This window comes from Williamsia sp. Y712 (assembly GCF_059445525.1).
In genome coordinates this window covers 625,782-652,057 of record NZ_JCAIUN010000003.1, presented here as the reverse complement: position 1 = coordinate 652,057, position 26,276 = coordinate 625,782, and the positions used below count along the sequence as shown (strand labels likewise).

The window sequence follows — 26,276 nt, the reverse complement described above, 5'->3', positions numbered from 1 at the left end:
AGGGCAACCGCGAGTCTCAGGGCAGTTGGGCCACAAGTAGGTTTCCGTCGAACTCACCGGCCGCTTTGTCGCTGATCCCGCATTGTCCGTCGGACTCGCCGGGCACCTTCACGTACACCTCTTCGACCTTCGCATCCGGATCGAATGATCTGTCCGAGATCGTGCCCAAGGTTTGCGTAGGCGGGTTGCACCATTCGGTTCCACTGCTCTGCGCACCGTTGCGTGAGTTGTCGATCAACACGAAAAGATCGGCCTCGTAGGCATTTTGAACGTCGAGGCCGTACTGCTCGGTTTCCGCTTCCGGACGATAGTTCGCCACGTTCAGCGCGATGCCCGGCACGTCTACGTCGTGCGCCGAGATCCGCTTGAGGAATTCGGCCGTATCCTGAGGGCTGCGCCACGTACTGTTGCCTGCGTCCAGATATACCGCGGTATTCGTGTTCGCGGCAAGCACTTTCAGCGCAGCCGCGAGCATCGAGACCCGTTCTGCGGCATCGGCCTCTGGTAGATCGGGCAGATGCGCCAACGCGTCCGGCTCGAGTACGATCACCGCGTCGCCCTGACCGATCACGGCGCTGATTCCCGAAATCCACTCGACATACGCCACGGCCGAGGCGCTACCACCCTGCGAATGACCGCCGTCATCGCGTTGGGGAATGTTGTAGGCCACGAAAACCGGCACCGACCCGTTCGCGGCGGACCGGTTCAAAACCTCGCGAACGGTCTGCGCGGAGTCCTCGGAGTAGAGCCATACCGCCACCGGGGTCTGGATCAGATTCTTCAGGGACTGCTGTTTTTCCACTGGGACATAGCCTTCCGCCGCCAACAGGTCGGCGGAGTACCCCGGGTCGGCCTGGACCGAATAGTCGGCGCGTGCCGGTGCGGCACGCTCGGACGGCAGCGAACCATCGACAGGATCACCCTCTGCCCCACCGGTGCATCCCGTGACCAGCAACAGACCGATCGCCGAACCCGCCACGACGCCACGGCGCACACGCGATGCGAGGAAGGTGTCGATCAACGAGGACATTGCTTGGTTCACTCGACCTGCACCCATTTCGCGATGCCGGGAACCCCGGCGGTGTCATTGAAGAAGAGCATGTAGCTCCCCCTGGGCAGCAGAGCCCTTTCGGATGGCAGTGTCACGGTGACATTGTTCCCGTTCTGGACGAATCCGACGTCGACAACCCGCTGATTGGTGTCGGTGACGTGCGTCGTCGCGGCCGGAAGGACCAACCTGGCAGATGCGATCGGCGCACCTGCCGTTCCCGGATCAAGGGTGAATGTGCCTGACTTTCCCAGAGGCAGCACGGTTGGACCATCGGTTATCGCAGTACGCGACACCGACTTCCCGTCCGTTCGGAAAAGATATGCCGGGGTATAGACCTCCAGCCGTTGTTCGAACTCACCGGGCACGGAATTGTCTTTGTCCGAGAACAGCGGATCGGATCCCATCGTCAGGATCTGCCCGTTGGGCAAGAGGATCGCCGACGAATGATAGTTACGGCCAACACCCGGATCAGCCATCGCCGTGAGCTCACCGTCTGCGGTCAGCACGTAGCTCTTGAGGATGTCGCTGTCGCCGCCGCCCCGATAGTCCCGAGAACCCCCGGTGATGAACACATCCCCGGAAGGCAGCGGAACCAGGCTCGGATACCTTGTGCCGTCCGCCAACTCGCCGAGCGGCTCGAATCGAGGAGTCGGACTCTTGAGGTCGATGACGTCAATTCTCTCCGTGGACAGCGGCGAGTTCCCGATACCTCCGCCACCGACGACCACGAGCCGCTGATCGTTGACCGGCCCGATCCAGGTGGACGACCCGGTCTCGAGCTGATCCGGATCTCGAAGTCCCGGCACCGGTGCAAACGTGTTGTTCTTCAGATTCCACAGGCCGGGCTCGCGGCCCGACTCCGCCGGACCCCATCCGGTCGACGGCCCGGCGAAGAACAGCATGTCATCACGTGCGGTCTGGAAGACCGCCGGATAGGTCGGAAAGAATCTCTTGAGGCTGCCGCGCTCAGTCCACAGTTTTGTCTTCGGATCGTATATCTCGTTCTGTCCGTCCAGGATTCGGCCCGAGTTGTCGAGTCCGGACAGCGCGATGACAGATCCGTTGGGCAAAGTGGTCAGTGTCGGATACCAGCGGGCGTAGTTCATGTCCCCGACCCGCTCGTATTCTTCGGTGATCGGGTTGAACTCATAGGAGTACCGGGTGCCCTGGTACTCCTTCTTGTCCATCGTCATCTTCGGGGCAAAGCCGTGCAGGTTGCGACGATCGGCCGTCGTCAGTCCTTCGAGTTCCACCCGGTAGGCCTCGCCTTGCAGCGACACCCCGGCAGCACCTGCAACCACGGCTTCGACGAAAACGTTGCGATCGGTCGGCGAAATCTTGCGGGTCCGGGGATCCACCTTCGCCGCAGGGATCACAACCTCAGAATCCGACCGATACTGCTTACCGCTTGCCAGCCCGGTCAGCGCTGTCCCCTTCGGGACCACAAAAGACTTGCCGGGGGTCTCATTTCGAATGGTCACGTAGCCGCCGGCGTTGGTGACGTCTTTCGCCGCCTTCTCATAGCCTTGTGTGCCACCGGCCACCAGCAGGTTGCCGTTCGCGAGATGTGCGTGGCCTGCACAGAACATGTCTTCGGGTGTGTTGACCTCTTTGATGTAGCCATCGGACGGGTCGTAGACGACTGTGCTGAACTGCCCGGCCTCAAAACTCTCCCGGTCATTGCCCGAACCGGCTATCAGCAGTATTCGGCCCGAGGGGAGCAGCGCAGCGTGCACGGCATTGATCTTGTGATCCCCTGGCAGAGTGATGGTCTCCCACTTGCCGTGCTGAGCCTTGTACTCGTCGGAGTTGATGAGCCGGTGCCTGTTGACATTCTGGATCAACTCAGCCGCAGGCGGCGCAGAGAACCCCGCAAGCAGGAGCACCGCACCCACCCCGATCGCCGTTCGCCAGTTCAGCACCGATTTCAGGCTCATATTCGGTTTCCAGCCGGTGCGGGGAGTCAAGCGCTCACCGGCGTGCGAGCCAACGTCGTTTGTTCACCGTCAGCGGGCACGGCCGTGGCCTGCGCTCTGGCGGTCGACACCTGCCAGATCACAATCGGCGATGCCGACAACGCGGCCGCGGACAACGGCCACAGTAGTGTCGCCGGATCGGCGTAGCCGTTGACACAGATGAGAGCGACCACGACCACATAGAACAACAGCCAGATGATGTTGAGCCGGAAGGCAAACCAGGTGTCTCGGTTGCTGTGCACACCTTTGGGTGTCACCTCGAAACCGGTCTTTCGTCGGAACACCATTTTGATCAATGCTGCGGCGTAGACCGGTGCGGTGACCACGCTCATGAACATTCCGTAGACGCCCCACGACCGCCCGACCTCGTAAGGGCTGACGTTGTGACGCCGCGACGAGACGTAGACCGACATCTGAAGGACAGAGACCCAGCCGTAGAAGAGCAGCCAGTCGTTTGGCGCTACGCCGGTCGCACTCACGCCGTAGATGGCGAACAGCATCGCGTTGACCGCTCCCAGCAGCCACGTCACCGCCATCACCGGGTAGAACGACATCAACAACAGGTAATGCGCGATGCGCAGTGGGCTGCGCCGCATCCCCCACATCTGGCGCAGAAACGGTCCGGCGAACATCTGTTCCAACGAGCCTCGCGCCCAACGGGTCTGCTGTTTGTAGAAGCTCCCCCAAGTGTCCGGGCCCTGACCGTGGGCCAGGAGGTCAGGCGTGTAAACGCCTTTCCACAGACGACCGGTTTGCGGGTTGGTTCGGCAGAGGACTTCGAAACTGGTGGCCATGTCTTCGGTGATCGAGGACTGGATCCCGTCGATCTGGCGCAACACATCGCTGCGGATTGCATAACTCGTGCCAACCAGCATCGGAGCCCAGTACGTGTTGGCGGCGGTCTGGATCAGGGCATGGAACGGGAACTGCTGCGACTCGGCCAGTTTCGCGACAACATTCGACGTCGCATTCGCATAGGCCTGGGGACCCGAGACGTAAGCGATATCCGGGTCCTCGAAATAGCCGAGCATGCGATCGCCGAACTCCGGGAGCGGAACGTGATCGGGATCCAGTCCCATGATGACGTCGTAGGCGGGGAAACGGTCCGTGGTACTCACCCAGTCGAACGCGGCATTGATGTTTCCGTATTTGGTTCTGGTCGAGAACTTTTCGCCGGCGTGGTAACCGGGCATCCCGAGTCTGCTGAAGTGGTAGATCATGTTGCTGCCGACCTCGTCGTTGATCGACTCGATCAGTTGCGGAACCCGCTTCGGGTCGCCGGGGTCACCTTCATCGAGCACGAAGACATCGAACGTGCCTGATTGAACTCCGTTTTCATTCTGAACCTGGTGATTGATCTGTTTGGCCGCGCGCAGGGTTCCCGCCAGCACATCGATGTCCTCGCTGGCCGGAACAAAGGTGATGAAGAGCGCCACGTTCATACCGTCCCTGGGCCTGATCACGACCGGCTTCTTCACCAGGACCGTGGACGTGGCCAGCATGCAGGTGAGGAGCATTCTCGAGGATTCGATGAGCAACGAGATCGCGAGTAACACGAAGACGATTGGCCCGGCGACGGAAACCCGTTCGACAACCGGGGTTCCCGCGAAGGTGAGCCAGTAGATGTACCCGACGCTCACGGTCAAGGTGACGAAGGTCAGCATCACCGCGCCGAGGCATCGAGTACGACCGTTCATGGCCTGAAGTCGTACGCGCCCATCGAAGTCATCGGACGGCTCACCCGCTATCCGGCTCTTCTCGACAATCAGGTCCTCGAGGCGCACGGTCACGCTCCACCGAGATGGCGAAATCCCATCGTCAGAACTCGCCCACCCGGAAGGAACGTCTGATTGCGAAAGCCCACCCCGCGAAAAGAAACGCGCATGCAGAACTCCGAATGTCTTGGCCGAGTTGATGTTCGAATCAGTAAGATGTGAGCATCGCCGCTCTATTGCGTTCGCGCAACAACACAAACTCGGCGATTCACCACACTTGATTGACCGTTAGAGTCAGTAGTGGCACCGACGATCCGATTCCGTCAATTGTTCAGTGGAACAAGTCGGTTTCGTACCGTCTTCGACACTCAGAACGCTCAGCAATGTGTGACGGAAATCATATCTTCTTCGTCGATGAAATTAATGATTGCTCGCGGCCGGTCCGAGGCTGGTTCAGAGCGGATAGGTCACGCCGGTCAACTTCTCCGACGCCGCCCAGAGTTGTGCCGCGAGCGCGGCGTCCTTGGACAACGCCGTTGACGGCGATTCACCAACAGGCCCACGCATGCCCATCAACCGCGTTGGTCCCCAGTAGATATCCGGATCGGCATCGCGTGCTGTGGCGGCAAATATCGTCGACTGCGCGGCTTTGCGCGGATGATGCCCCACCAGTCTGATTGCCGGTTTGGCCAGCTTGTCGACAAAAGTCTCTGTGTGAGAGAACAATTCGGTCGACGAGACACCGGGATGGGCAGCGTATGACCGCTTCGGTGACCCCGCCGCCTGCAATCGCCGCTGGAGTTCACGGGCGAACATCAAATTGGCGAGCTTCGACTGACCGTAGGCAACCGCACGCACGTACCGGCGGTTCTCGTAGTCGAGGTCGTCGAGGTACAGCGCAGGCGTCTGCCGATGCGCGATGCTCGACACGGTGACGACCCGGTCGTTGACGCGGTCGAGCAGTTGCCCGGTGAGTGCGAAGTGACCGAGATGGTTGACGCCAAATTGCGTTTCGAAACCGTCCACGGTGAGCCGGTACGGCGTGTTCATCACTCCGGCGTTGTTGATCAGAACATCGCACTGACCGACCTGTTCGGCGAATGCACGAACAGACGACAGGTCTCCCAGATCAAGATGCGCCACCTCGAGGTCGCCACCGATCCGCTGCGCCAGCCGCTCGGCTTTCGCGGTGTCACGGCAGGCCATGACAACTTTTGCGCCTTTGCCTGCCAAGGAACTCGTGATGTGTTCACCGAGCCCACCGTTGGCACCGGTGACCACAAACGTTCGGCCGGTCTGATCTGGTATGTCGTCTGCCGTCCACCCCATCAGTTCGACGGCGCCGGATCCACCGAGTAGGTCACGCCGGTCAGTGATTCCGACAGTTCCCAGAGTCCGGCGGCGACGAGTTCGTCGCGAGATCGCTTGTTACCCGTGGCAGGTCCCGGTGCGCCGCGCGACCCGCCGAGTTTGGTCGGACCGTAGAAGCCGCCGGACCGTGCCTGGTCCGAGGTCGCGGCATACAGGCTGGGCAGGGCGCCGTCAGCAGCCGGCTGGGCCATCAGGTTTCCGATGACCATCAAGCGATCCCAGACCGATTCTGTGTGCCCCTGCAATCCGGTGGCGGCGTATCCGGGGTGGGCCGCCATCGATTTGACTGATGACCCGGCAGCAGCGAGCCGCCGCGCGAGCTCGTACGAGAACAGCAGGTTGGCCAGTTTCGACTGTCCATAAGCCGGCCATCGCGAATATGAGCGTTGCCGGTAGTTGGGGTCTTCGAGGTCGATCTTGCCGATCTTGTGCATGGCCGACGACACGGTGACGACGCGGTCGGAGATCTTGGGCAGCAGCAGCCCGGTGAGCGCGAAATGCCCAAAGTGATTGGTACCGATCTGCATCTCGAACCCGTCGGCCGTGCGCCGCAGCGGTATTGCCATCACACCGGCGTTGTTGATCAGGACATCGATCGGACCCGTCCGTTCCGCACACGCCCGAACACTGGCGAGATCGGCCAGATCGAGTTCGGTGATGGAGGCGTTGGCCCCGATCCGGGCAGCCACGGGCTGCGCCTTTTCCACCGTTCGGCAGGCCAGGATCACATTGGCACCCGCCGCTCCCAGCGCGAGGGCGGTTTGCTCACCCAGACCGCTGTTCGCTCCCGTGATCAGGAACGTGCGTCCGCTCTGATCACCGATATCCCCCGTGGTCCATGTCATCGCCTCAACCAATCCCCTCGTCATTTTCGAGCATCGATGTGTACTTTTTGCTATCTCCGGTCGCGCATTCCGAACAGTGACCGGGTTCCCTCGCCGACAACGTCGGAAACCACGGTTGTCGGGATCTTGAATGCAGTGCCTATCAGTGATTTCAGGCTACGGCTCCCCTGCTCGCTGTCGACGGGAATCGTGTAAAGATTGGTCGGTACCGCACGCCCCCGCAGCACCAGGGATCCGATCGAATCCCAGTGACCGTGCTCATCGTCAGAATTGTCGATCGCCGATCCGCTGGCCAGGACGTGCGCGCGAACCGATTTGGCGGCCTCGGACAAACGGGCCGCCTCGTTCACCGCATCACCGATGACCGTGTACTCGTAGCGTTTGACCGCACCGATGTTTCCGGCGAACACGGTCCCCGCCGAGACCCCGATCGAAAAGTGTAGTGGCCGAAGCACTTCGAGTTCGGCGTGCAGTTCGCGAGCCGCTCCCAACGCGGCGCCCGCCGGGTCGGGGACCGCACTGGGCGCGCCGAAGATCGCCAGCGCCGCATCACCCTCGAACTTGTTGATGAATCCGCTGTGCCGGTCCACCACGTCCGCGACGATGGCAAAAAAGCTGTTGAGCAGGGCCGCGACAGTCTCGGGCGCTTCTCGTTCCGCGAGTTTTGTCGACCCCTGGACATCGACGAAGATCACGCCGACAAATGTGTTCTCGCCATGAAAACCCGCACCCTGCTGCAGCGCAAGCTTCGCCACGCCGTCACCGACGTGCCGTTCGAACAGTTCCCTGATCTGCTCACGCTCGGCCAGCCCCGACACCATGTCGTTGAAGCCCTGCTGCAGGATTCCGAGTTCGGAGGAGTCGTAGACATCCAGAACCGGGTGCGACTGCCCGGCCTTCACCCGCTCCATCCCGCTACGGATCTCACCGAGTGGGTCGGTGATCGAGCGTGACACGAGTACGGTCGCCCGGATGCCGCCGACGAGGCAGAAGCCGGCAAGGACCACCGTCGGGACATCGACGACGTATCGGCTCGCGGGGATCCACTCCGGCAACCGGCCGACGTTGATGGCGATGAGGCCCACCAGCGGGACGGCACAGAACACGATCCACACCGCGATCAGGCGTTCACGGACCCCGAGGATGGATCGCCCGAGTACCCCGTCGCGCAACGCGATCGCCACGAGTGGCCGCGACACCCGTTCGACGAAGAGGTACGCGAGACAGGCGGCAGATGTACCCGCCATCAGGAAGGCCGAACCGAACACCACGAACTCGACAGCGGTACCACCGAGTCCGAACGGGATGTAGATCAGCGCTCCGATCGCCCAGGTGAGCAAGGTCGCGCCCGCCTGCTGCAGCGGCATCATCTGGATCGATCTGCGCCGATCCGGTGACGCCGGGATGGTTTTCACAAACCACACGAGCTGCGGATACAACACGGCGGTGCTCACCGCACCGCCGAGCAGCAAACCGATGACGACCGAACAGATCAGGACGGGAATGTTCGCCGCGTCGATCATGTCCGGCACACTCAATTCGCCGCCTGTCATCACCAGCTGGATCATGACCACGGTCTCGAATGCGGCCGCCAGATTGCTGACCGCGATACCGATCAGCGCAAGGACCACAAAGCGGTTGGCCACATGCCGTCGACTGGCCGGACCATCCAGACTCGGATCGGGTACGTCGACGAAATAGTGATCGATCCGATCATCGATACGGCGAATGCTCTTGAAGGCGTTGGCCAGCCGTGAACGTCGGCTGGACTGGTGCGCCGTCAAGGTCCACCTTCTCTCACCGCCGATCACCAGACCACGGGCGCGGTCAGATCTCGATCGCAGTTAACGGCAACTATACATAAAGCAACTCAAGTTGCGTTAGAGTCGATAGGTGCGTCAAACCGGGTCTTCGGACCCCATGCCAGAGACGACACCACGGATCCGATCACACCGCCGCGGGGCGGCCGTCCGCGATCGCGTGATGTCGGCGACCGTGAACGAGCTGCTCAACGTCGGCCTCGACAGGCTCACCATCGCGCAGGTCGCCGACCGGGCAGGCGTCCACGTCACATCCATCTATCGTCGATGGAAGACCAAGGAACAGCTGGTCACCGACGCACTGGTCGATCAATTCGATCCCACGATCGATGTGCCCGACACCGGTTCCCTGCGGGGCGACCTGATCGCACTGACCATCGACCTCCACACCGCACTCACCAATCCGCAGGTGAAGACGCTCTCACGACTCGTTGCCATGCCCATCGACGTCGGCCCCCTCGTCGAATTGCAACGCCGGATGACGCAGGCACGAACCGAGGTACTGAAATCGACCTTCGTGCGTTCGGCCGAGCGCGGAGAAATCGACATCACCACCGAACCCGACTATCCACTGCTTCTCGAGGTGATCCACGCCCCGATTTACGCGCGCGTCCTGCTGACGAGGGAGCCGGTGGATCTGAAGTTCATCGAAGACCTCGTCGATGTGCTCATGACGGGGTTCACTCCGCGTTGGCAAGCGACCGAATAACAGGCTGCGGCCTTATGGCAGCACGACCCGACAATCACCGGAGTCTTTGTGAAACTCTCACTAATTGATTTGTTCGAACCGGTGTCCGGTGATGATCGGTCGATCACACAGGCCTTCTACGAGACTCGGCCTGCCGGCGTCGGCCCGAACTCTCCCCAGGAACTCCTTGCGGTGCGTGCCTCGAGGGCAGCTGACCACACATCACCAACCCGAGCTGTTGTGCAGACGGTCGACATCGGCGGCCGCAGTGTGTCACTGCGCGTGATCACTCCGAAAGACAACGAGGTGACCGGGGTCTATCTGTACATCCCGGGCGGTGGCTTCTACATGAGTTCAGCTGCCAGTGCAGATGCTCGGAACACAAGGCTTGCGGATGCAGTCGGGGCGGTTGTGGTGTGCGTCGACTACCGACTCGCGCCCGAGTCCCCCTGGCCGGCAGCGCCGGACGATTGTGAAGCGGCAGCTCTGTGGCTGCTTGACGTCGCAGCCGAACGGTTCGGCACAACCAAGCTCGTCATAGGCGGTATGTCTGCGGGTTCGACCTTGGCCGCGACGACGCTGTTGCGCCTTCGCGAGCGAGGCCTTGCACTGTCATTTCTCGGCGCTGTCCTGGAGGCAGGCACGTATGACATGAGCGCCCAAACCCCTGCTGGGCGAACCATCGCCGACGAGTACTTCATCGAGGCGTACGTCGGCCATATCACCGACCGCACGGTTCCGGATATCTCTCCGACGTTCGGCGACCTGAACGACCTGCCGCCAACCCTCGTTGTGGTCGGGTCCGAGGACCTGGTGTTGGCCGAGAACATTGCAATGGTGGCTCGGCTGTCTGCGGCGGGCAACGATGTCGACTTGCGGCTCTATCCCCATGTCCCTCATGGATTCGCCAACCATGCAACGCCCATCGGCCGCCGCGCTCTACTCGATATCGAAGCATGGCTCAGGCACCGCTTCGACGTGCCGCCCCGCTGACAGAGCCGAGCCGACCAAATCCCAGCGGCGGCCCCGCGTCCGGGATCTTCCGGTCACGGGGCCGCCGCTCGGGGAGCCTGATGGCCGGTGGTGGTCAGCCGATCAGACAGTCGATATTGCTGCGCAGGGTCAGTGCGAGACTAGGCAGTCTTGCCAGCTTCGATGTCCAGCGTGATGGTGATCTTGTCGCCGACAACGCTGCCACCGGTCTCCAGGGGCATGTCGATGTTGATGCCGAAGTCCTTGCGGTTGAGGACAACCGAGGCCTCGAAGCCGGCAACCGGGCCGTTGCCCATACCGGGGTTGACACCGTTGAACTCGAGCTTGAGGGTGACCGGACGGGTCACGCCGTGGAGGCTGAAGTCACCTTCGACCAGGTAGTCATCGCCGTCGGCCTTGACCGCCGTCGAGGTGAAGGTCGCGGTCGGGTACTTCTCGACCTCGAAGAAGTCTGCCGAGCGGATGTGGCCATCGCGGCCTTCGTTTCCGGTGTTGATGGATGCGACGTCGATCTCGGCGGTGACCGACGGGACGCCGTTCTCATCGACGGTGATGGCTCCCGAGAAGGTCTCGAAGTTTCCGCGAACCTTGCTCACCATGAGATGGCGAACAGAGAAGGCGACGACCGAGTGGGTCGGATCGATGGTCCAGGTGCCGGTGCCGAGATCTGTGGTGGTGATGGTGGCGCTCATGTGGTTCTCCTAGAAAGTCTGGTGGTTGGGACTACATACGATCTAACCGGACTACGGTCCGATTCATTCCATCGGGGTGAAAGTCACTCGGTCGGCAACGCCTGACCTGCGACGACGAGCATCGAATGTGACCGAATGCACCGCAATGCCCGGGCCGCGACGGCACAATGCCAGCAGACGCAGCATCAGAAGGGTGGTCCACGGGTGTTCGATACAGACGTTTTGATAGCCGGAGCCGGTCCGATCGGCCTGACCGCAGCGATCGAGCTGCGGCGGCGCGGGATCCGATGCCGAATCGTTGATCCACTCCTCGAGCCCCCGCAATACGCGAAGGCCGTCGGTGTCCAGCCCCGCACACTCGAGGTGTTCGAGGGGATGGGTGTGCTGCGCCAGATCCTCGATGCGGCGATCCAGATGCGCGGGCAGGTCGTCTACGTCAACGGCATCGAAGTGTCCCGGATCGACCTGTCGCTACCTGCCGATGTGCCCTTCGGCTTCGCGTCCATCCCCCAGTACGAGACCGAGCGCATCCTCCGCGATCGCCTCGAGACGCTGGATCTACCGATCGAACGCGGAACCTCGCTGTCGCGTTTCGACCAGGACGACAAAGAGGTCACCGCGGTGCTTGCCGGCCCCGACGGGGATGAGATCGTCACCGCGCAGTATCTGGTGGGCTGCGACGGTGCCCACAGCATCACCCGCAAAACACTCGGATTGACGTTCGAGGGCGCGGCGTTCGAGGAGCAGTACATGCTCGGCGACGTCGAGGTCGACTGGGTGCAGCCGCCCGGGTACGGGGTGCGGGTGATGCACCAGACCGAAGGCACCACCGACGACCTACTCGTCTGTATCCCGCTTCCCGGTCGCGGACGATACCGGATGTCGATGCTCGTCCCCGAGGACCTCGCCTCGGCGAAACCGTCGGAGCCGGGGGCGATCGCGCACGGATTCGAAGGTGGGCGCAAACCCGAACTCTCACATATCCAGGCCGTCCTCGACCGGCTCGCCCCGGAACCCACCACAGCGCGAAACCTGCGGTGGTCATCGGTGTTCCGGATCAGCCACCGGATCGTCGACTCGTACGGACACGGCCGGGTGTTCGTTGCCGGCGACGCCGCACATATCCACCCACCGACCGGTGCGCAAGGCATGAACACCGGTATTCAGGATGCCCACAACCTGGCGTGGAAGTTGGCATTGGCCGTCAACGGCAAGGCATCAATCGGTTTGACCGCCAGCTATGACGCCGAGCGCCGGCCGATCGGCGAAGAGGTGGTCGGGCGAACCGTCCGCAGCGCACGGGAAGGTATCGACGCCGGATCGACGAGTCCGGAGCAGCTGATGCTCCGTGAGGCCCAACTCCTCATCGACTATGCGGGCAGCCCGATCGTCGGATCCCCGGCCGACGAGGGCTCGCTGCTCGTTCCCGGCGTCCGAGCCCCGGATGCCACCGGTTTGTCCCGCGACATCGTCACCGACCCGTTCCGGTTGTTCTCACTGTTCGATCGCCTGCGGCATACCGCGATCATCTACCTCAGCGATGCGGACGATGTAGCCGAAATCGTCGATCTCGAGTCCATCGCGACAGCGGCGCAGGCGGCCACCCACGGCGAACTCGATGTATACGTCGTCGCCGCGGCGGCCGCAGCCATCGGAACGACCACCCTGCCCGTCATCCGCGACGACTCCGGCAATTTCGCCAAAAACTATGGCGCCGAGAATCATTCCATATTCATTGTTCGACCCGACGGATATCTGGGCTACAGCAGCGACGCCATCGCCGAAGACACCGTCGTCGGGTTCCTCGCGAAGACGTTCCGGTAGCTCTGAGGAACGGGTAGCTCGCAGGAACGGGCCGACGAATCGTTCTCGTGGATGACATCTAGAAGGCCGGTGGCGGTTCGTTCCGTCCTCGTTCGTCCCGGAGTGCTTGGTTGTGTTGTTCCTGTAGTTCGCGCTGCCGACGGTTGGCCAGTCGTTCTTGTTGACGGCGTGCATGTTTCGCGACGGTGCGTGGCTGCGGTCTTGACGGTGGTATCGGCGGTCGTGGCCGTGGTGAGCCGCGTTGGTTGTCGAAGACGATCAGCCTCAACGTCGGGAACAGGTCGTCGCCGGTCCATCCCGGGCCGTGGTAGTGGCGGCGTTCGGGTGTGGTGAAGATCAACCGGGTCCGCCCGGTCTCGGGGTCGGGGTACTGATCATCAAGCCAGTCGGAGTAGGTCTTGAGCAGGTGGTGAAAACGGCACAGCGTCTTCATCTCTGACGGATGCGTGGAGCCACCAGTATCGGGGTCGTTGTGGTTGTACTCGCAGGTGTGGTCCAGGTCAGCTCCCCAGGCCTTGTGTTCACAGCCGGGCCACATGCAGTAGACATCCCGGATCCGGAGGTAGGTATCCAAGACGACTGACGGACGGTATTGGTCACCAGGTTGGGTGGCCGGGAGCGGAATCACCTGCGGAAACGGCGCTGTGACGATGGCAGTGTCGCCGCCGCCATCGGGGAGGTTCTCGACTGACGGGTTCTGCGGTCGGCGCACGTACACGTTCGGCCGCTTCGGTTTTGGTGTCCCCGGCTCGGGCAGCGCTGGTTCTGGCTGCACTGGTTCGGGCTGAGGCTCGGACTGCACGGGAGCGGGCGCAGGTTTGTTGCCCATTGGCCGCTGCACGGTTTCCGGGCGGGCTGCGATGTCGCGAACGTGATCGCCGGAGATGACACCGTGGCCGTCCATGAAAGCCCGGATTCTCGGCGCGTCCGTCGAGGGTGACCTGGTCGGCGATCACGTGCAGCACGATCTTCACATCCACACCTGAAACCACCTGACCCGCAGGAACAGTGACGATCTCGGCGGTACAGGGATGCTTGGGGTCGTTCGGGCATTCACAACGGAATTCGCGACCCATCACCGTGGCAAACAACGCATCGGCCATCCGATCAGACTTCTTTCGCGGATCAGCCTTACACGTGGCCATGGCCAGCTTTTCCAGCCGCGCCATGATCAACGTCAATTCCTCAGCCGTGGAATGCGCATCCAGCACCGCCATCCCGTGGTCGGCGTTGTTGGCCCACACCCCACGGTTGTTCTTCGCATCCTCCCGGTCCTTACGGACCAGATCCGGATCACGGCGAAAGATGATCGCATCAACCATGTCCCGCATCCGACCCTTCGACCACGAACCCCGCCGACCTAGTGCTTCGGCGATGCCGCGATCGATATCGGCCACGTGGGCTGAGCCTTCGATCAACTCGGTCCGCGCGATGATGTCCGGGATGTGGTGCGCGGCGATGCGGCCGGCTTTCAACAACGCATTGACCGCAGGCAGGCGATCGCGCAACGCCACCCCGCGATTGATCTGCAACTCCGCGGTCCGCTGCGTCAACCCCTGTGCCACAGACAATCTCGCCGCACACTGCGCGAACGGATCCAGTGCCCGCATCTCAGCTTCGGTACCGGCAGTCGGCTCCACCAGTAGCCGGTGCATCATCGCCGCAGCGGCATAACGCTCCCACTCCATCCGCGACTGCTGGGCCATCGCCAGCTCGGTATTGCGCAACAACTCGTTGGTGCGCAGCAGATAGACGGGACCGATTTCATCGTCCCCACCTGCATCTTCGATCTCCCCCTCGAACATACATTTGAGTCTAAACGAGGGGTCTGACACTTGTTCCGCCAAGGAGATCGGGCGGTTTCGTAGTCGTGGCGCGGCTCCCCAAATCCTCCAGCAACAGGAACAGCTCGTGCAGTTCCGCGAGCGTCCGGCCCGACACGAAGGCGTCGCAGAACGGCAATGCCGCAGCCATTGCCCCGGCCTTCGGTTCGTAATCCTGTTCTCCCGCGCGAGGATTAATCCAGACCACCCGCCACGCCCGACTGGCGATCCTGGACATCACCCGCGCGATCACGTCTGGATCGTCGCTGTCCCAGCCGTCCGAGGCGATCACCACCAGCGCACCGCGGAGTGAATGTCCCGCAGGCGACGCCACGAGTTCGGCCAGGCTGTGGCCCAGCCGAGTGCCCCCGAATCGGTCGGCAACCTTGTCATTTGCCTTCGCAACGGCAGCTTCCGGCGACCGGTGGGCAAGGATCGCCGTCAGTTTTGTCAACGACGTTGCGAACGCGAACACCTCGGGCCGGATCATCGAACGCCGGTCGACCGCAGCCCGCATCAGGTGAAGATACGTCGTTGTGTACGGCTGCATGGAACCACTGACATCGCAGACGAAGACAACCCGGCGCCGCCGCAGACGCGGCCGCCGCAGGATCAGGACTGCGACCTCGAATCCGGTTCGGCGAGAATGGTTCATCGTCGCCCGAAAATCGACAGCCGAGCCACGGCGACCGTACTCGCGGCGCCGAGACCGCCGGCGGGGCCAGCGAGCCACCGCATGCTCCAGCCAGGCTCCGAGCACCCGCAGATCATCGGCGTCGAACGATTCGAACGGCTCGTCGGCCCTGGCCATCAGGCGACTGGGCAGCAGGTCGGGCAGTACCGCACCGTCCGGCGTCGCTCCGGCGGCGCCCACAACCGTGCGTCGTGTGGCCCAGGGCAAACCGGCGGCCTCATCCTCCGAGCGTCCCGGGTGTGGCCCACCGGGGTCAGGCACAGATGGGCTGACGCCGGACAGCGGAGCGGCTCTACCCGGCGGATCGAGCCCCAGCCCGGACCCGGCGAACACCTCATCGAAGACGGCATCAAAAGCCACCAGGTCGTCGGCCCGGTCGACCAGCGTCAGGCGGGCCGCCCAGTACAACTCGGTTCTGGTGTGGGGCGCCAAGTGGCGCAAGGCTTCTACGAACGCGGCCGGACCGCCTGCCGAGACGGCAACCCCGCCACGACGCAGGCGGGCATCGACCGCGACGGCAAACGCCGCGAGGTCGACGCCGCGCATCAACGTGACAGTTCTTCCCGCCTCACTTGTCACCTCCGATGTCGCCTTCTCACGCGGTGCTCAACCCATCCGCGAACTCCACGAACGCCTCGTGCACGGCGACGCGATCGTCCGGGGTCTTGGCGAGTGCACTGAGGGCCGCCGACGCGTCGTCGGCGACCAGATCGCCCACACCGAGTGCCACGAGCGCCGCCAGCCAGTCGATCGTCTCGGAGATGCCGGGAGGTTTGTCCAGATCGAGTTCACGCGCTCGGGAAACGAACCGGGTTGCTTGATCGATCAGTGCCGCAGTGGCTCCCGGTACCGTCCGGCGAACGATCGCCACCGCGCGTGCAGGCGGCGGAAAGTCGATCCAGTGGTAGAGACACCGACGACGCAGCGCATCGTGAAGGTCGCGGCTGCGGTTGGAGGTCAACACCACGATCGGTGGCGTCGGGGCGACGAACGTACCAAGTTCGGGAACCGTGACCGCCGCCTCGCCGAGGAACTCCAGGAGCAGGGCCTCGAATTCGTCGTCGGCGCGGTCTATCTCGTCGATCAGCAGAACCGGCGGCGTCGCGCCGCGGTGTCGGACGCAGTGCAGGATCGGACGGTCGATCAGATAGGCCTCGGTGAACAGATCCGATTCGGAGATGTCGGTCCCCCGCGATTCGGCAAGTCTGATGCTGAGCAACTGGCGCTGGTAGTTCCAGTCGTAGAGCGCCTCGTTCGCGGTCAGCCCTTCGTAACACTGCAACCTCACCAGGGGTGCCCCGAGTACCAGCGCCAGCGTCTTTGCCGCGGTTGTCTTGCCAACTCCCGGTTCACCTTCGAGCAACAACGGCCTGCCCATGGTCGTGGCCAGATAGATGGCGGTCGCGGTACCGATGTCCAGCAGGTGGTCGTGTTCGTCGAACCGGCGAATCACGTCGGCGGTATCGGTGAATCCCCCTGTCATGTCCGTGGCCTTGTCATATATGTGTCGCGGACAGCAGGTCGATGTAGTCGTCCCAGGTGTCGACATCGGGCGGGATCGGGGTGTCGACCTCCAGAGTTGCGGTGTCGAAGCGCCCGGACGCGATGAGTTTCCACAGACCCTTGTCGCCTCGGAGTCGCGCCACCGCCGCAAAGATGCTGCGGTCCAACCAGAACGGATGCCCGGCATGTCCGCGATATCGCGTGACCAGGATCTTCGCCGATGTGCCCGGACCGTCTTCTGCCTGCGATAGCAGGCGATGGACGGTCGTGGCCTCGATCCCGGGCTGGTCACCGAGGAACAGGATCAGACCTGACGAGGCCGGGTCCACCGCCCCGACCGCCGATCGCAGCGACGCTCCGCAGCCGAAGCCACTGTCCTCGACCTCCACCGCATCGACGCCGCCGAGGTCGACACGCTCACGTATCGCATCGGCGTCCTTGCCGAGTGTCACGACGATCTGATCGAACCCGCACCCGCGGACCATGTCGATCGTGGCCCCGAGAAGTGTTGTCTCCCGGTACGGCAGAAGCTGTTTGGGTACGCCGAGCCTTCGGGAGGAACCGGCGGCCAGTATCACCGCCGTTTGCCGACCACGTGTCATGGGGATCCGATCGCCGACAGGTACGAATCCCGGCAACCGGTACCGCAGAACCAGTGATCGGCACCATCAATCGCTGCGTGCACCGTGTCAGGTCCGATGGTCACGGTCATCCCGCACACCGGGTCCACCGCCTCCCGCGACTCAACGGTCGGCCGGGGCGCGGCCGCGATACCTCCCCCGCGGCGGGCCGCGATGAGTTCGGCCACGATCGACACCGCGATCTCCGCCGAGGTCTTGGCTCCGATGTCGAGACCGACAGGTGTGTGGATGCGTAGGCCCTCGTCGACGGTGGGCGCGACCTCTGCAAGAACCGCCGCCCCGCGAATTCGGCTCGCCACCAACCCGATATAACCGACCCCGGCGTCGAGGGCAGACCGGATCATCGCGGCCTCGGCGCCACCGTGGCTGGCGATCACAACCGCGGCGGTGTCGGTCAATGCGCCGGCGGCATCGGTCGATTCGTCGTCAGTGGCCGTATGAGGCTGCCCGGTCTGATCGACGTCGAAACCGACCAGCTCGCACATCTGGGCCAGCGCCTGGGCAATCGGTGCCGATCCACAGATCCGGATCAGCGGACTCGGTATCTGCGGTTCGAGGAATATCTCCAGGGCGCCGCCGGACAGACACGGATTCACCACAACCGATGCACCTGCGGCCTCGGGAAAATGCAGATCACCGTCAGGCAGTACCCGCAGCAGAACACTTTCGCCGCCCTGCAATGCCCCGAGCGCGGCCCGGCGCACCGAGTTCTGAGCGCACTGCCCGCCGACAAAACCCTCGATTGTCCCGTCGGACAGGAGAATTGCCTCATCACCGGCCCGCGCCGATGTCGGCTGACCGGCACGCACCACGGTCGCATGCACAAACGGTGTACGCCGGGACAACAATTGTCTGACGCGTTCGTCCACCGTGATCGACTTCGCCATGATGATCTCCGTTCAGATCGGTGGGGTCGCCCGGCCCTGCATGGCTTCCCACACCCGGGACGGGGTCAGCGGCATGTCGGCGTGCCGAACCCCGTAGGGCGCCAAGGCATCCACGACGGCGTTGACCACCGCAGGCGGCGAGCCGACCGTGGCAGATTCGCCGATACCCTTTGCACCGATCGGATGGTGCGGCGACGGTGTCACCGTGAAACCCGTCTCCAGGTGTGGAACTTCCACGGCTGTGGGAATCAGATAGTCCATCAACGAGCCACCGAGACAGTTCCCGTTCTCATCGAATTCGATGATCTCCATGAGCGCCATCCCGATTCCGTCGGCGATGCCTCCGTGCACCTGACCCTCGATGATCATCGGATTGATCCGGGTGCCACAGTCGTCGACGGCGAGAAACCGGCGCACCTTCACCTGTGCGGTACCCGGGTCGATGTCCACAACACAGAAGTAGGCGCCGTACGGATAGGTGAGATTCTCGGGGTTGTAACAGATCTGGGCATCGAGACCACCTTCGATCCCATCGGGAAGATCACCGGCGCCATGGGCGCGCATCGCGATCTGGGAGATCGTCACCGCGGCGGACGGGTCACCCTTCACATGGAACGATCCCTTCGCCCACTCCAGGTCGGCAACCGACGCCTCGAGCATCCCGGACGCGATGATCTTGGCCTTGTCGCGAACCTTGCGCGCCACCAGTGCCGCAGCAGCACCCGACACCGGCGTGGACCGACTTCCGTAGGTGCCGAGGCCGAACGGTGTCTGGTCCGTATCACCGTGCACCACATCGATATCGTCCGGCGGGATACCCAGTTCTTCGGCGACGATCTGCGCGAACGTCGTCTCGTGGCCCTGCCCCTGGCTCTGTACCGACAGTCGCACAACGGCTTTGCCCGTGGGATGAACCCGCAGCTCACACCCGTCGGCCATACCCAACCCGAGGATGTCCATGTCTTTGCGAGGTCCGGCCCCGACCGCCTCGGTGAAGAACGACATCCCGATACCCATCAGTTCTCCGCGGGCGCGCTTTTCCTTCTGTTCCTGCCGCAGGGCGTCGTAGCCGATCATCTCCATCGCCAGCCGCATCGTCTTCTCGTAGTCACCCGAGTCGTACAGCCAACCCGTTTTGCTCTTGTACGGAAACTGTTCGGGACGAAGGAGATTCTGCAACCGCAGCTGCGCGGGATCGATCTTCAACTCTTGCGCGAGGCAATCGACAAGGCGTTCAACAAAATACACGGCCTCGGTGATCCGGAAGGAGCATGCGTACGCAACACCACCGGGCGCCTTGTTGGTGTAGACGGCGGTCATCTTTGCGTAGGCGGCCTCGATGTCGTAGCTACCGGTGAACACCCCGAAGAACCCGGCCGGATACTTCACTGGGGCGGCGGTGCCGTTGAAGGCCCCGTGATCGGCCAGTACGTTCGACCGGATCGCCAGGATCTTCCCGTCCCGGGTCGCGGCGATCTCACCGACCATGATGTAGTCGCGGGCAAAACCTGTGCTGGTGAGGTTTTCGCTGCGGTCCTCCATCCACTTCACCGGCTTACCCAGAACCAGAGACGCCACGATGGCGCAGACGTAGCCCGGGTAGATCGGGACCTTGTTGCCGAATCCGCCGCCGATGTCGGGAGCGATGACGCGGATCTTGTGTTCTGGCAAACCTGCCACCAGCGCATAGAGCGTTCGATGCGCGTGCGGCGCCTGACTGGTCGACCACAACGTCAACTTGCCCGACACCGGATCCAGGTCGGCAACCGCCCCGCACGTCTCCAGCGGCGCGGGATGCACTCGTGGATAGACCATCTCCTGCTTGACGACGACATCGGCACGGGCGAACACCGCCTCCGTCGCGGCGGCATCACCGGTTTCCCAGTCGAAGCAGTGGTTGTCGGTCTTGCCTTCCAGATCGGTGCGGATGACCGGGGCGTCATCTGAAAGCGCCCGACGCGCATCGATGACCGGATCGAGGATGTCGTATTCGATGTCGATGAGTTCGAGGGCATCGCGCGCCGAATACCGATCCTCGGCAACAACAAACGCCACCTCCTGCCCCTGGAAACGAACCTTGTCGGTGGCCAGGACCGCCTGCACGTCGTTCGACAGGGTCGGCATCCAGGCCAGACCCTTCTCGGCCAGATCGGCACCGGTCACCACCGCTTTGACCTTCGGGTGGGCCAGCGCCGCGGAGCTGTCGATGCCGACAATGCGCGCATGCGCCACCGGCGACCGCAGAATCGCCAGGTGCAGCATCCCCGGCAGGGCGACGTCGTCGACGTAGTTGCCGCGGCCCCGGATGAACCTCGGATCCTCTTTGCGCAGCATCTTGCCGTGCCCGCAGGGCTTGTGGTCGTTGTCGACCACGTCATCTGGTCGCGGGTCCCCTGGTCGTGATTGAACCGTGGTCATGACGAACTCCCGATGGGTTCGACGGGTGTGACGGGGCTGGCGGTTTCAGTGGTTGCGTCGGCACTGTGCTCGGCGGCCCAACGGATCGATCGCACGATCGTCGTGTAGCCGGTACATCGGCAGATCTGACCCGAGATCGCCTCCCGGATGGTGTCCTCGTCGGGGTCCGGGTTGCGGTCGAGCAGCGCCCGCGCGGTGATCATCATCCCGGGTGTACAGAATCCGCACTGCAGGCCGTGACACTGCATGAACCCCTCTTGAACGGGATCGAGTTTGCCGTCGACCTCGAGGCCTTCGACTGTGCGCACCGAGCGACCGTCGGCCATGACCGCCAGCATTGTGCACGACTTCACCGGTTCCCCGTCGACCTCCACCACACACGTTCCGCAATTGCTGGTGTCACATCCCCAATGGGTTCCGGTTAGCCGCAGTTGGTCTCGGAGGAAGTGGACAAGCAGTATGCGTGGTTCCACGTCGGCCGTGACGGCCTCACCGTTGATGGTCAGATTCACGAGCATGATCAATTCCCTTCCGGTTAATTTCCTTCTGGGGCGGGTATGGCCAACACCCGTTCGACAGACGTGCGGAGCGTGCGAACGGTCAACTCCGAGGCGAGATGCCGCTTGTAGTCAGCGCTTCCCCGGCTGTCGGTCACCGGCGAGCAGGCCGCCGCCGCTGCGGCGCCCGCCTCGGCGTAAAACTCCTCACCCGGCGAGTTGCCGATGAGCACGGCTGCCACGTCGGCAAGCCCCTCGACGTCCGGGTTCACCGCGGTCAACCCGACGCGGGCCGCCGCGATCACACCACCTTCGAGCGTGACGCACGACCCAGCGGCGGCGATCGCCCAATCGCCCACCCGCCGTTCGACTTTCGCATAGGCGCTCGACGTGCCCAGCCGGACCGGGATCCTGACCTCGATCAGCAGTTCATTCGGCGCCATCGCAGTCTCATACGGACCGGCCAAGAAGTCGTCCATCAGGATCTCCCGATCACCGTCGGGTCCGCGTACCTGACATGTGGCACCCAATACCGTGCACACCGTTGTCAGATCTTCGGCCGGGTCGGCCTGGCACAGAGACCCGCCGACGGTTCCCCGGTTCCGGACCACCGGGTCGGCGATCACCCGTTCGGCGTCCCGGAAGATCGGGCAGACCGCCGCCAGGGCATCCGACTCGAGAACCTGGCGATGGCGGACCATCGCCCCCAGTCGGACGAGCGTCGGGTCGCAGACGATATAGCCCAGCTCGGCGGCGAGATCGTTGATGTCGATCAGATACTCGGGGTTGGCCAGGCGCAGCTTCATCATCGGGAGCAGGCTGTGCCCGCCTGCGACCACGCGCGCCTCCTCCCCGAGCCGATCGAGGAGTCCGATGGCGTCCGCGACGCCCGTTGCGCGTTCGTATTCGAAGGGTCCAGGAACCTGCATGTGACCTACCTCACAATCGTGGAGGTGACCACAGTGACCCCGCCTGCGGCCAGGGTCAAGACCGAATTAAGTGATCACTTAATTCGCTACCGGCGCCGGACTCTCGGCAACCGGCGCTTCCTGTTCGTGATGAATCCGGCCGTCGGTTTCACGCAGCGGGCGGCCCCCGCCGCCCCACCGTCGCGCGATGATCTCCGCCGCGATCGACACGGCGGTCTCCTCCGGTGTCCGTGCACCGAGATCGAGCCCGATCGGACTCGCCAGGCGCGAGATCTGATCGTCGGTCAGTCCCACGGCACGGAGTCGCTCGACCCGATCGTCATGAGTGCGCCGCGACCCCATCGCGCCGACGTAGGCCCCCTCGGGCATCGTCAGGGCCACCTCGAGCAGCGGTACATCGAACTTCGGATCGTGGGTCAGGACGCAGATGATCGTGCGCTGATCGAGCGCTCCGGCGTCCACCTGCGCGGACAGGTACCGATGCGGCCACTCGACGACAACTTCATCCGCGGTGGGAAATCGCGCTGAGGTGGCAAACACCGGACGCGCGTCACAGACCGTCACCCGATAGCCGAGGAACGATCCCTGCTGAGCCACGGCCGCGGCAAAATCGATGGCCCCGAACACCAACATCCGAGGGCGCGGGGCGTGGCTGGACACGAATACCGCCATACCTTCACCGCGGCGCTGTCCGTCGGGACCGTAGTTCAGGACTTCACTCCGCCCGGCAGCGAGAAGCCCGCGCGCATCATCGGCGACCGCGTTGTCCATACGGGTAGAGCCGAGGTGCCCGGCGACCGTTGTCGGCCGGACGACAAGCCGTCGCCCGATCCACCCCGAATCCGGGTGTTCGATCACGGTCGCGATGGCGACGGGTTGATGATCGGCGATGTCCTGGGCAATTTGGCCCAGCTCGGGAAATGTCTCCTGCGAGATCGCCTCGACAAATACATCCAGGATCCCGCCGCACGTCAGGCCCACGGCGAACGCGTCGTCATCCGAGACGCCATAGCGTTCCAGAGCCGGTTCACCATTTTGTGCGGTGTCGGCGGCCAGTTCGTAGACCGCGCCTTCCACACATCCACCGGAGACGGATCCGCTGACCGTACCGTCGGGCGCCACCACCATCAGCGCCCCTGCCGGCCTGGGAGCGGACCGAAACGTCCGCACGACAGTGCCGACACCCGCGGTTCCCCCGGAACCCCAGATGCGCATCAGATCCGCCAGCACGTCCTGCATTTCTCAAACTCCTCTACGCGACCCGTTGTGCCCGCGTCCCTTTGTAATTGGCCGTTCACGAATCGACGTGTCGGGCCTGACCTCCAACGTAGGCTCAGAACGTGACACCCGCTCAGCTTCGAGCCTATTCCGCCGTCGTGCGGCACGGTTCCGTGCACGCGGCAGCACAGGAACTGGGTATGACCGACGCCGGGATCTCCACGCATGTTGCGCAACTGCGTAAAGAACTCGACGATCCGCTGTTCGCACCGACCGCCGGCGGGCTGGCATTCACCCCGGGCGGCCTGAGACTTGCCGGACGAGCCACGGAGATCCTCGGTCTTCAGCAGCAGACCGTGATCGAGGTCGGAGAAGCAGCCCGTGGCCGACGACTGCTCAACATCGCGGCATCGAGCTCATTTGCCGAGCACGCGGCACCGGGTCTCATCGAATTGTTCGCCTCCCGCGCCAAAGACCTCTCGGTGGAGTTGAGCGTGCATCCGACCGCCAACTTCAAGAATCTCATCGAATCACGTGCGGTCGACATAGCGCTGGGTCCACAGGCCGCGCCGCCCAGTGACTCCATCGCGGTGCGTCCGTTCCTCAACTACCAGGTCATCACGGTTGCGGCACCAGGCAACCCACTCGCCTCCGGAGCGCCCACATCGACACTGCTACACGAGCAGCAATGGGTGCTCGGCCCCAGCGCCGGAAGCTCCACCGGTGTGCAGGCAAAGATGTTGCACGACCTGGGGATCCCCGAATCCAGACAACGAATATTCCAGAGCGATGCCGCCGCGATGGAGGAAGTCCACCGCAGCGGCGGGGTGAGCCTGACCATCGGTTTTGCGGTCGCCGCCGACCTGGCAGCCCGTCGCCTGATCCAGATCAAGGCCCCCGGACTGCAGGTTGCAGGGCAGTGGAGTGCGTCCACGTTGCCACCGGCGTCCCGTCAGCCAGCGGTCTCGGAACTCCTTCGATTCATCACCACACCGAGATGCACACAGGCGATGATCCGCGGATCCGGCGTAGGAGTCACCCGCTTTCGTCCGAAAGTCCATGTGACACTGTGGAGTTAGCAGTTCGCCGCAGCGTGGTCATCGCCAGCATGGTGCACGTATATGTAGCCGCAGACCTACGCCGCCTGCGATAGCAGCCAACCGACCTCCCCCACGACTTGTTTCGTCTCACTATCGAAAGATATTGCACCCAAGCCACATTGGGCGAAATCAACTCTTGCGAACACGCGTTCGAATAGGTACAGTGAAGTCAGTCGCCCACAAGCACGACGTATCTGACGCCTTCCCCGCAGAGACACTCCGGTCGACGCCCCCGGTTCACTCTTGCCTTGGAAGGTGCTGTGCCATGCGACTTCTCGAGATGGTCGACGATCTGGTCGACCTGGTCATACCTGATCATCCAACTGCCACGTTGGGCATGGCGAAGGATCTGATCACCCTACGCAACGTCACCGAGCATCAACTCGCGGTGTGCGCCGCGGTGATCGACGAGTCGGGTATCGCCCGTAAGGAGGGGTCTACCACGTCAAAGTTGTTGCAGGCCACTGGTTCGGCACCAGCATCGGCGTATCGGTGGTTGCGCATCGGACCGGGCCTCGCAGGCCTGGATCGTACCGCCGGCTATTCACGGGACGGGTTCCTGTCCTCCGAACACGTCGACGCGGTGGTCAAGGGCGTCGCGCATGTCGTCGGGCGGTCCGAGGATCCGATCACCGCTGAGCAACAGATCAAGTTCGAACGGAAATTGTTGAACCACGCCATCTCCGGAGCGCCACCCGCAGAGATCAGCGCGGCAGCCCGAGCGCTGGGGAACGAGGTGGCGAAAGACACGGGTGGTCCGCCGCCGGCGGAGGACCGGTCGCTGAACAGTCTCGAATACAAAGTTCACGAGGGCCGCTGTGTCGGCACATTCGATCTTGATGCGGTGATCGGGGAAAAGCTGTTCTCCGCGTTGGACTTCTGGTCAAGGGCGCGTCCTGAACCCGATGGCTCCGATGATCCGCGTTCTCCGACCCAGCGCCGCGCTGATGCGTTACATCAACTGTTGGATTGCGGCGGCGGCGGGCAAACACTGGTGTCGGCGCCCCGGACCGAGGTAATGGTCACCGTGCCCGCCGACCACCCCGAGGCTGCCACGCTGCCGTGGATGGGTCCGGTCACCGAGGCGACCGCTGCGATGTTGGCCTGTGATTCGTCGATCACCTCGATCACCCTCGACGGGCAGGACGTACCGATCGATCTGAGACCGCCGAAACGATTGTTCACCGGGCTGGTCCGTAAGGCGATCAACATCCGCGACGTCTGCTGCGTGAAATGTGGGGCGAAAGCGACCTGGTCGGACTGCCACCACATCGTGCACTTCGTCGACGGCGGCCTCACCACCCTCGAAAACGGGTGTCTGCTGTGCCGCACCTGCCACATGTCCGTTCACAACACTGACTGGGACGTCATCATGGGCTCCGACGGCCACCCGTGGATGATCCCACCCGCCGACATCGATCCGCAACGAAAACCTTTACCGGCCTACAACCGGCGAACCCTCACCCTCGCCGCCTGAACCAACTTTCCACCACCAGCGCACCCGAGATCTTGTCGGGACCGCGCTTGCATCTTTGACAACTCCATAGTGTGAAGACGCGTGTGGTGCTGTCGTCCGTCCCAGTCGATTGGC

The 26,276-nt window shown here is 63.2% G+C and carries 22 protein-coding genes; 5 read left to right on the top strand and 17 right to left on the bottom strand.

Going from position 1 to position 26,276, the window contains the following annotated elements:
* Positions 1 to 16: 16 nt before the first annotated feature.
* The 6 genes from AC1D75_RS22360 to AC1D75_RS22335 all read right to left on the bottom strand — a co-directional run bounded on the left by AC1D75_RS22360 (position 17) and on the right by AC1D75_RS22335 (position 8,742).
* Entirely contained in the window at positions 17 to 1,030 is a 1,014-nt protein-coding gene (locus AC1D75_RS22360; protein WP_495517505.1) for a glycoside hydrolase family 6 protein, read from the bottom strand.
* Positions 1,031 to 1,038: 8 nt separating this feature from the next.
* Entirely contained in the window at positions 1,039 to 2,988 is a 1,950-nt protein-coding gene (gene glxA, locus AC1D75_RS22355) for a radical copper oxidase GlxA (RefSeq protein ID WP_495517504.1), read from the bottom strand.
* Between the two features lie 26 nt (positions 2,989 to 3,014).
* A complete protein-coding gene (locus AC1D75_RS22350) occupies positions 3,015 to 4,817 on the bottom strand; it encodes a glycosyltransferase family 2 protein (protein ID WP_495517503.1) in 1,803 nt (600 codons plus the stop codon).
* A gap of 378 nt (positions 4,818 to 5,195) precedes the next feature.
* Positions 5,196 to 6,071 (bottom strand): oxidoreductase, encoded by an 876-nt coding sequence (locus AC1D75_RS22345; protein WP_495517502.1) that lies wholly within the window; start codon positions 6,069 to 6,071, stop codon positions 5,196 to 5,198.
* Positions 6,071 to 6,958 (bottom strand): oxidoreductase, encoded by an 888-nt coding sequence (locus AC1D75_RS22340; RefSeq protein WP_495517501.1) that lies wholly within the window; start codon positions 6,956 to 6,958, stop codon positions 6,071 to 6,073. Before AC1D75_RS22340 ends, AC1D75_RS22345 begins: the two co-directional genes overlap by 1 nt.
* 50 nt (positions 6,959 to 7,008) lie before the next feature.
* Entirely contained in the window at positions 7,009 to 8,742 is a 1,734-nt protein-coding gene (locus AC1D75_RS22335; RefSeq protein ID WP_495517500.1) for an adenylate/guanylate cyclase domain-containing protein, read from the bottom strand.
* A gap of 136 nt (positions 8,743 to 8,878) precedes the next feature.
* Here AC1D75_RS22335 and AC1D75_RS22330 point away from each other — a divergent pair, with 136 nt between their 5' ends.
* Both AC1D75_RS22330 and AC1D75_RS22325 read left to right on the top strand, forming a co-directional pair.
* Entirely contained in the window at positions 8,879 to 9,487 is a 609-nt protein-coding gene (locus AC1D75_RS22330) for a TetR/AcrR family transcriptional regulator (protein WP_495517499.1), read from the top strand.
* A gap of 48 nt (positions 9,488 to 9,535) precedes the next feature.
* The gene (locus tag AC1D75_RS22325) at positions 9,536 to 10,459 is read left to right on the top strand and encodes an alpha/beta hydrolase (RefSeq protein ID WP_495517498.1); all 924 of its coding nucleotides are present in this window, start codon (positions 9,536 to 9,538) and stop codon (positions 10,457 to 10,459) included.
* A 140-nt stretch (positions 10,460 to 10,599) separates the two neighbouring features.
* Here the strand turns inward: AC1D75_RS22325 and AC1D75_RS22320 are convergent, their stop codons facing one another.
* A complete protein-coding gene (locus tag AC1D75_RS22320) occupies positions 10,600 to 11,151 on the bottom strand; it encodes a YceI family protein (RefSeq protein WP_495517497.1) in 552 nt (183 codons plus the stop codon).
* A 204-nt stretch (positions 11,152 to 11,355) separates the two neighbouring features.
* Between AC1D75_RS22320 and AC1D75_RS22315 the strand changes: the two genes are divergently transcribed.
* Positions 11,356 to 12,975, top strand: a complete 1,620-nt coding sequence (locus tag AC1D75_RS22315) for an FAD-dependent monooxygenase (protein ID WP_495517496.1) — start codon at positions 11,356 to 11,358, stop codon at positions 12,973 to 12,975.
* A 58-nt stretch (positions 12,976 to 13,033) separates the two neighbouring features.
* On the opposite strand, the gene AC1D75_RS22310 is transcribed toward AC1D75_RS22315, so the two are convergent.
* The 10 genes from AC1D75_RS22310 to AC1D75_RS22265 all read right to left on the bottom strand — a co-directional run bounded on the left by AC1D75_RS22310 (position 13,034) and on the right by AC1D75_RS22265 (position 23,606).
* On the bottom strand, positions 13,034 to 13,549 hold the full coding sequence (locus AC1D75_RS22310) for a hypothetical protein (RefSeq protein ID WP_495517495.1): 516 nt from the start codon (positions 13,547 to 13,549) through the stop codon (positions 13,034 to 13,036).
* A 22-nt stretch (positions 13,550 to 13,571) separates the two neighbouring features.
* Positions 13,572 to 14,780, bottom strand: a complete 1,209-nt coding sequence (locus AC1D75_RS22305; protein WP_495517494.1) for a DUF222 domain-containing protein — start codon at positions 14,778 to 14,780, stop codon at positions 13,572 to 13,574.
* A gap of 10 nt (positions 14,781 to 14,790) precedes the next feature.
* Positions 14,791 to 16,038 (bottom strand): vWA domain-containing protein, encoded by a 1,248-nt coding sequence (locus tag AC1D75_RS22300; protein ID WP_495517493.1) that lies wholly within the window; start codon positions 16,036 to 16,038, stop codon positions 14,791 to 14,793.
* 49 nt (positions 16,039 to 16,087) lie between these two features.
* Positions 16,088 to 16,975 carry an AAA family ATPase gene (locus AC1D75_RS22295; RefSeq protein ID WP_495517492.1) on the bottom strand — a complete coding sequence of 296 codons (888 nt, stop codon included), beginning with the start codon at positions 16,973 to 16,975 and terminating at the stop codon, positions 16,088 to 16,090.
* 13 nt (positions 16,976 to 16,988) lie between these two features.
* Positions 16,989 to 17,597 carry a nucleotidyltransferase family protein gene (locus AC1D75_RS22290; protein ID WP_495517491.1) on the bottom strand — a complete coding sequence of 203 codons (609 nt, stop codon included), beginning with the start codon at positions 17,595 to 17,597 and terminating at the stop codon, positions 16,989 to 16,991.
* Positions 17,594 to 18,511 carry an XdhC family protein gene (locus AC1D75_RS22285; RefSeq protein ID WP_495517684.1) on the bottom strand — a complete coding sequence of 306 codons (918 nt, stop codon included), beginning with the start codon at positions 18,509 to 18,511 and terminating at the stop codon, positions 17,594 to 17,596. Before AC1D75_RS22285 ends, AC1D75_RS22290 begins: the two co-directional genes overlap by 4 nt.
* A 24-nt stretch (positions 18,512 to 18,535) precedes the next feature.
* Positions 18,536 to 20,941, bottom strand: coding sequence for an aerobic carbon-monoxide dehydrogenase large subunit (locus AC1D75_RS22280; protein ID WP_495517490.1), 2,406 nt, complete (start codon positions 20,939 to 20,941; stop codon positions 18,536 to 18,538).
* Positions 20,938 to 21,459 carry a (2Fe-2S)-binding protein gene (locus tag AC1D75_RS22275; RefSeq protein ID WP_495517489.1) on the bottom strand — a complete coding sequence of 174 codons (522 nt, stop codon included), beginning with the start codon at positions 21,457 to 21,459 and terminating at the stop codon, positions 20,938 to 20,940. The genes AC1D75_RS22280 and AC1D75_RS22275 overlap by 4 nt, the downstream gene beginning before the upstream one ends.
* Before the next feature lie 17 nt (positions 21,460 to 21,476).
* Entirely contained in the window at positions 21,477 to 22,367 is an 891-nt protein-coding gene (locus tag AC1D75_RS22270; RefSeq protein ID WP_495517488.1) for an FAD binding domain-containing protein, read from the bottom strand.
* Between the two features lie 78 nt (positions 22,368 to 22,445).
* Positions 22,446 to 23,606: an XdhC family protein gene (locus AC1D75_RS22265; protein WP_495517487.1), complete on the bottom strand. Its 1,161-nt coding sequence runs from the start codon at positions 23,604 to 23,606 to the stop codon at positions 22,446 to 22,448.
* 101 nt (positions 23,607 to 23,707) lie between these two features.
* Here AC1D75_RS22265 and AC1D75_RS22260 point away from each other — a divergent pair, with 101 nt between their 5' ends.
* Positions 23,708 to 24,664, top strand: coding sequence for a LysR family transcriptional regulator (locus AC1D75_RS22260; RefSeq protein WP_495517486.1), 957 nt, complete (start codon positions 23,708 to 23,710; stop codon positions 24,662 to 24,664).
* A gap of 286 nt (positions 24,665 to 24,950) precedes the next feature.
* Entirely contained in the window at positions 24,951 to 26,162 is a 1,212-nt protein-coding gene (locus AC1D75_RS22255; protein WP_495517485.1) for an HNH endonuclease signature motif containing protein, read from the top strand.
* Positions 26,163 to 26,276: the final 114 nt, after the last annotated feature.

Coding starts and splice junctions, on each gene's coding strand:
- AC1D75_RS22360 (WP_495517505.1), bottom strand. CDS start 1,030: ATGTCCTCGTTGATCGACACCTTCCTCGCATCGCGTGTGCGCCGTGGC.
- glxA (WP_495517504.1), bottom strand. CDS start 2,988: ATGAGCCTGAAATCGGTGCTGAACTGGCGAACGGCGATCGGGGTGGGT.
- AC1D75_RS22345 (WP_495517502.1), bottom strand. CDS start 6,071: ATGGGGTGGACGGCAGACGACATACCAGATCAGACCGGCCGAACGTTT.
- AC1D75_RS22340 (WP_495517501.1), bottom strand. CDS start 6,958: ATGACATGGACCACGGGGGATATCGGTGATCAGAGCGGACGCACGTTC.
- AC1D75_RS22330 (WP_495517499.1), top strand. CDS start 8,879: ATGCCAGAGACGACACCACGGATCCGATCACACCGCCGCGGGGCGGCC.
- AC1D75_RS22320 (WP_495517497.1), bottom strand. CDS start 11,151: ATGAGCGCCACCATCACCACCACAGATCTCGGCACCGGCACCTGGACC.
- AC1D75_RS22305 (WP_495517494.1), bottom strand. CDS start 14,780: ATGTTCGAGGGGGAGATCGAAGATGCAGGTGGGGACGATGAAATCGGT.
- AC1D75_RS22300 (WP_495517493.1), bottom strand. CDS start 16,038: ATGCGCGGCGTCGACCTCGCGGCGTTTGCCGTCGCGGTCGATGCCCGC.
- AC1D75_RS22295 (WP_495517492.1), bottom strand. CDS start 16,975: ATGACAGGGGGATTCACCGATACCGCCGACGTGATTCGCCGGTTCGAC.
- AC1D75_RS22290 (WP_495517491.1), bottom strand. CDS start 17,597: ATGACACGTGGTCGGCAAACGGCGGTGATACTGGCCGCCGGTTCCTCC.
- AC1D75_RS22280 (WP_495517490.1), bottom strand. CDS start 20,941: ATGACCACGGTTCAATCACGACCAGGGGACCCGCGACCAGATGACGTG.
- AC1D75_RS22275 (WP_495517489.1), bottom strand. CDS start 21,459: ATGCTCGTGAATCTGACCATCAACGGTGAGGCCGTCACGGCCGACGTG.
- AC1D75_RS22270 (WP_495517488.1), bottom strand. CDS start 22,367: ATGCAGGTTCCTGGACCCTTCGAATACGAACGCGCAACGGGCGTCGCG.
- AC1D75_RS22265 (WP_495517487.1), bottom strand. CDS start 23,606: ATGCAGGACGTGCTGGCGGATCTGATGCGCATCTGGGGTTCCGGGGGA.
- AC1D75_RS22255 (WP_495517485.1), top strand. CDS start 24,951: ATGCGACTTCTCGAGATGGTCGACGATCTGGTCGACCTGGTCATACCT.